At 38.2% G+C, this 6,207-nt stretch carries 5 protein-coding genes; 1 reads left to right on the top strand and 4 read right to left on the bottom strand.

The genetic code is table 11. The features are described 5' to 3' along the window. Positions 1–998, top strand: a 998-nt coding sequence (locus tag ACIQ32_RS11000) for a S1 RNA-binding domain-containing protein (protein ID WP_396195740.1), incomplete at its 5' end; no start/stop codon positions are given. A gap of 53 nt (positions 999–1,051) precedes the next feature. Here ACIQ32_RS11000 and ACIQ32_RS10995 read toward each other — a convergent pair. From ACIQ32_RS10995 to ACIQ32_RS10980, 4 genes are all read right to left on the bottom strand, one after another. After that, entirely contained in the window at positions 1,052–1,768 is a 717-nt protein-coding gene (locus ACIQ32_RS10995; protein WP_396195739.1) for a hypothetical protein, read from the bottom strand. 210 nt (positions 1,769–1,978) lie between these two features. Further along, positions 1,979–4,399, bottom strand: a complete 2,421-nt coding sequence (pheT, locus tag ACIQ32_RS10990; RefSeq protein WP_396195738.1) for a phenylalanine--tRNA ligase subunit beta — start codon at positions 4,397–4,399, stop codon at positions 1,979–1,981. A 226-nt stretch (positions 4,400–4,625) separates the two neighbouring features. Then, positions 4,626–5,489, bottom strand: coding sequence for a bestrophin family protein (locus ACIQ32_RS10985; protein ID WP_396195737.1), 864 nt, complete (start codon positions 5,487–5,489; stop codon positions 4,626–4,628). Between the two features lie 10 nt (positions 5,490–5,499). Continuing rightward, positions 5,500–6,207: helicase-related protein (locus tag ACIQ32_RS10980; RefSeq protein WP_396195736.1), on the bottom strand; the 708-nt coding region annotated here is incomplete at its 5' end.

Raw genomic sequence — 6,207 nt, 5'->3', positions numbered from 1 at the left:
TATTGGAATTAGACCAAAAATTGAACGTTGTTATCTTAGACTTTGATGATGAGAAAACAAGAATCCAATTAGGTTTAAAACAATTAAACGCTCACCCTTGGGATGCTTTAGATGCTAACTTACAAGTAGGTGACAAAGTGAAAGGTAAAGTAGTAGTTATTGCTGACTACGGTGCTTTCATTGAAGTAGCAGAAGGTGTTGAAGGTTTGATCCACGTTTCTGAAATGTCTTGGTCTACTCACTTAAGAAGTGCTCAAGATTTCGTAAAAGTTGGGGATACTGTTGAAGCAGTTATCTTAACCTTAGACAGAGACGATCGTAAAATGTCATTGGGTATCAAACAATTGACGCAAGATCCATGGACTGATATCACATCTAAATATCCTGTAGGTTCAAAACACACCGGTATCGTTAGAAACTTTACTAACTTCGGAATTTTCGTTGAGTTAGAAGAAGGAATCGACGGTTTAGTGTACATCTCTGACTTGTCATGGACTAAGAAAATCAAACACCCATCAGAATTTGTTAACGTTGGGGATAAATTAGACGTAGTAGTATTAGAATTAGATGTAGACGGACGTAAATTGTCTTTAGGTCACAAACAAACTACTGCTAATCCTTGGGACAAACATGAAGATGCTTTCGCTGTAGGAACTGTTCACACCGGAACTATCGCTGAGATAGTTGACAAAGGTGCTACAGTTGATTTCGGTGATGATGTAGTAGCGTTTATCCCTACTCGTCACTTGGAAAAAGAAGACGGTAAAAAATTGAAAAAAGGGGAAGAAGCACAATTCAAAGTAATTGAATTCAACAAAGAATTCAAAAGAGTAGTAGCTTCTCATACCGCTATCTTCAGAGAAGAAGAAGAGAAAAACGTTAAAGCTGCTACTGAAACTGTAGCGTCTACTAACAATGCTCCGGCTCAAACTTTAGGAGATAACAATGATATTTTAGCCGGCTTAAAAGCTGAAATGGAAAAGAAAGAGAAAAAATAATTTTTCCCTTTTGATTAAATAGAAAGCCCCGAGTAATCGGGGCTTTTTTATTTTTAATTATTATAATATTCCCGTTTCCAAATTTCCTCGTTAAAGTTTTTACCCATCATAAAAAAGTAATAAGCAAACACAGCGAAAATCGATTTAAAAGCGAAAAGAAATACAATCAAAGAAGCCATTGGAACTGATTTGCTCAAATTGTTTTCCGGAACCAACCAAGCTGTAAAAGCACTCAAAAGAATGGCCGTAACAGTAAAGGCTCCTAAATTCTTAAAAGGCAACACCATCAGTTTGCGCCACGGATTGATTTCGGTTCCCCATTGGTGAATCAAATAATAATAGTTATTACCAATGGGCACAAACAACAACGGATCGTCGTAATTAAGCAAATGGAAAGCCTTACTCGGAGCAATAATTTTGAAACCATCGAGTGTAGTGTTGTGCTCTTTTTCCAGATTTCTGATTTTACTAATGGCTTCTTCCGGAATTTCATTCTTAAAAATACTGCTGTCTAAAAATCGCAAGCGGTAATCCACACAAATTTTTCGGATTTGGTCGATGTGGAAAATTTTATCCGTAGCAAGCAAATCAAATTGAAGCGCATTAGCTATTGTTGAACTTTTGCGCTGAAGCTTTTCGGCTACGATTTCGCGCTCGCGTTCGTTTTCGGCTAAAATCAATTGTACCTGAGCTAAAATAGCAGCTTCCGATTGGCTTTTTTTTCTCTCGGAAAGCATTTCTTCCTGAAGGTTTACTTTGTGGAGCAACATAAGGCTAATTTTTTTTAAACAGTTGACAACTTGGAAAGTATGAATCGAAAATTACAAAATAAATTGTCAAATCACTAAAGCAATCCTCCAAAATTGCATTTCTACAGTTGTTAAAGTTTTGAAAAATTCAGCGGTATAAATGGCAAGGAAACTAAAATAAAAAACGCCCGAATTACTCGAGCGTTTTATATTGTTTTAAGAAGGAAGCTATTATCTCAAACTGGCTCCTAATTCATTTTCCATATTTTTTTGCAACTTGCTCATGATTTTGTCAATTTGCTCATCGGTCAACGTTTTGGAACTGTCTTGCAAAGTGAAACTTACGGCATATGATTTTTTGCCTTCCGGTAGGTTTTTCCCTTGGTAAACATCAAACAAATTCACCGCTTTTAAGAGCGATTTTTCAGTTTGGCGGGCAATATTGTAAATGGCATCGAATGCTACGTTTTCATCCACTAAAAGGGCTAAGTCTCTGCGGACTTCAGGGTATTTAGGAATATCGGTGAATTTGATTTTGCTACCGATTAGTTTTAAAATTAAGTTCCAATTGAAATCGGCATAAAATACTTCTTGCTTGATATCGAAGTGTTTTAAAATCGATTTTTTCACGGTGCCAAACTCTACTAAAGTATCATTCCCGCAAGCTATGGCTATTCCTTCGGCAAAGACATCCGAAGCCGCCGGTTTGTTTTGGATTTTGTTGATTCCTAATCGCTCTAAAACCGAACTAATATAACCTTTGAATAAAAAGAAATCAGAAGGTTTTTGCGGATTGGTCCAACTTTCTGCGTTGCGATTTCCGGAAACAAATAAAGTTAAGTGTTTAGGTTCATCATAACCTGATGGCAATTTGTGATAGGTTTTCCCGAATTCAAACAGCTTCAAATCACCATTTCTGCGGTTGATGTTATAAGAAACGGCTTCTAAGCCTGAGAACAAAAGCGATTGACGCATAGTCGATAAGTCGTTGCTTAACGGATTCAACATCATCACATTGTATTCTTCTTTCAACAAATCCGACAAACCAACATAATCCGGAGTAGTCAACGAGTTGGCCATCATTTCATGAAAGCCTAAACCATTTAATTGTGTAGCTACAATATTTTGGACTTTATAATCTTCGGTTCGGGCAGAATTGGCTACCGTAGCATTTAATTTCTTGGTGAAATTGATGTTGTTGTAACCGTAAACGCGTAAAATTTCTTCGATCACATCAATTTCTCTTTGTACATCAACGCGGTAGGATGGAATAATCAAACCCAAACCCGCGTCTGAAACCGTTGTTACTTTGATGTCTAATGACGCTAAAATTTTCTTGATGGTTTCTTTTGGTAGCTCTTGGCCAATTAATTTATTGGCTTTGTCAAAATGAAGAAAAACCGGAAAATCTTCAATTTTCTTTGGATAAACGTCAATAATGTCAGAAGTAATTTCGCCGCCGGCTACTTCTTTAATCAAAAGAGCCGCACGTTTTAGGGCAAACTCGGTAATATTAGGGTCGATTCCTCTTTCAAAACGGAAAGAAGCATCAGTATTTAACGCATGTCTTTTGGCTGATTTTCGGATGGATACCGGATTAAAATAGGCACTTTCCAAGAAAATAGCATTGGTCGTTTCGGTAACGCCTGAAGATTTTCCACCAAAAACACCCGCCAAACAAAGTGGTCCTTTTTCGTCACAAATCATCAAATCTTCTTCGTGTAAGGTTCTTTCCACTTCGTCTAAAGTGATGAATTTTGTTCCCGCAGCGACAGTCTTTACAATAATTTTGCCATTGATTTTTGAGGCGTCAAAGGCGTGCAAAGGCTGTCCTAAATCGTGTAAAATATAATTAGTAACGTCAACAATATTATTTTTCGGAGTGAGTCCGATAGCTTTCAAACGGTTCTTTAACCATTCCGGTGACTCTTTTACGGTTACGCCCGAAATGGTTACGCCGCAATATCTCGGAGTCAATTTACTGTCTTTGACATCCACATCAATTTTCAGTGTTCTTTTGTCAATTCTAAAGGTGCTTACCGATGGCGTAATCAATTCGATATTGCTGTTTTTTTGCAACAAACTCGCGCGCAAATCACGAGCTACACCCATATGCGACATAGCATCGGCACGGTTAGGTGTTAAACCGATTTCGAAGACTTCATCATTTTCAATATTGAATACTTTGGCACAAGGTGTTCCCGGTTTTAACTTTTCATCTAATATCATAATCCCGTCATGACTGGTGCCTAAGCCCAATTCATCTTCGGCGCAAATCATACCGTGGCTTTCTTGTCCGCGAATTTTTCCCTTTTTAATTTCAAACTCATTGCCGTCTTTGTCAAACAATTTGGTTCCTATAGTAGCTACAGGCACTTTTTGACCCGCAGCTACGTTGGTAGCGCCACAAACAATTTGCACCGGAGTACCATCGCCTAAATCCACCGTAGTAATTTTTAATCTGTCGGCATCAGGATGCTTTTCGCAAGTCAATACATGGCCTACTACTACACCTTCCAATCCACCGCGTACTGATTGGTATTTTTCCACCACTTCTACTTCTAACCCTAAATCGGTTAAGATGGCGGCAGTATCCTCTGATTTTAAATCTATTTTAATGAATTGTTTTAACCAATTGTATGAGATTCTCATGTATCGTATTTTAAGGGTGCAAATATAAGTATTGCTGTCGAGAGTTAAAATAAATTTCTATGGTTTATCTGTGATAGTTGAGTATTATTTTCAATTAGGAGCAGAACCATTTTCGCCTCTTAGAAAATCTCCTCCCGCTATCCGCGCTACACGGTAGCTAGCTCCTATCGGGGCTATGAACAACGCTTTACTTTTCTCAAGACAATTGCAAAGGAAAACCAAATAATTACAGTATTTCTTCCACGTGGCGCTTGATGTTTTCGGCTATCTTAACGGTAGGCAAATCGTTCTCGTCGTTCCCGAAAGGATCTTCAATTTCTTCGGCAATTAATTCCAACGAAGCCAAAACATAAAAAATAAATACCACTACCGGAATGACATAATATCCTAAATTGAAAACATAGCCAAAAGGCAAAGTCATCACGTAAAAGAAAATAAATTTCTTGATAAAAGCACCGTAAGAATAGGGAATAGGCGTATTCTTAATCCGTTCACAAGCCCCGCAAACCTCAATAAACGAGTGCAATTCGGTATTCAAAATAATCAATTGGTCACCCGATATTTTTCCGGCTTGGTGTAAGTCGTTTATCTTTTGAAACAACACTTGAGCGACCTGATTGGGTTTGTGCTTTCGAAGGTTGATTTGCAATTCGACATCTTCAAACAAAATTTGCCCAACTTCATCATCACTCAAATGTTTGGATAAAACCGAAGCGTAAGTCGGAATCAAAAAGCGCAAGTATTTTTTATCGTTTTCATCTTTTAAAATAGCTGAAAGCTTGATGGCTAAACTTCGACTGTTGTTCACCAAAGAACCCCAAAGTTTTCGGCCTTCCCACCAACGGTCATAAGCGGTATTGGTTCGGTAGGCTAAGAGTAACGAAATCACAAAACCCAGCATACCGTGCATGATAGTGATGTTCTTCACATGACTCGTTTCAGAGAGTTTCCAATACTCAACTTCCAAATAGCAAATCGCACCGGAATACAATCCGATAAAAATCATCATAGGAAATAATTGTCGAAAAGTGTCGGCTTTGTGAAATCGAAAAATGAAAGTAATCCAATCTTTCGGGTTGTATTTTACCATTTTAATTGTGTTAACTTATGTAATTCCAAATGTTTTTCTTTTTAGTCAGTTCGATAAAAACTGTCCTGAGCGTCTGATGTTCCGGGAGTGCCATTGAAGCATCTTTTTTGAGTAGTTTCATCGCTTCGTGTCGGGCTAAAAGCAAAATGTCTTTGTCTTTGACCAAATCGGCGATTTGTAAATTCAACACACCACTTTGTTGTTTGCCCATAATATCGCCCGGACCGCGGAGTTTTAAATCGACTTCAGCAATTTCAAATCCGTCGTTGGTTTGGCACATGGTTTCTAAGCGAATTTTACTGTCGTTGGATAATTTGAAGGAAGTCATTAAAATGCAATAACTTTGTTCGGCACCACGACCAACGCGACCTCTCAACTGATGCAATTGTGACAATCCGAAACGTTCGGCACTTTCAATAATCATCACACTGGCATTGGGCACATTTACGCCCACTTCAATAACCGTTGTGGCAATCATAATGTTGGTTTTGCCTTCGGCAAAGCGTTTCATTTCGGCTTCTTTATCGGCAGGTTTCATTTGGCCGTGTACCATGGAAATGCTGTATTGCGGCAACGGAAAATCTCGGGAATTACTTTCGTAACCATCCATCAAATCCTTGTAATCCATCGTTTCGCTTTCCTTGATTAAAGGATAAACGATATAAATTTGACGGCCTTTGGCAATTTCATCTTTGATAAATTTCCACACTTTCAAGCG

It is taken from the genome of Flavobacterium sp., assembly GCF_044373165.1.
Lineage (GTDB): Bacteria > Bacteroidota > Bacteroidia > Flavobacteriales > Flavobacteriaceae > Flavobacterium.
This window is presented reverse-complemented; position numbering and strand designations above follow the sequence as displayed.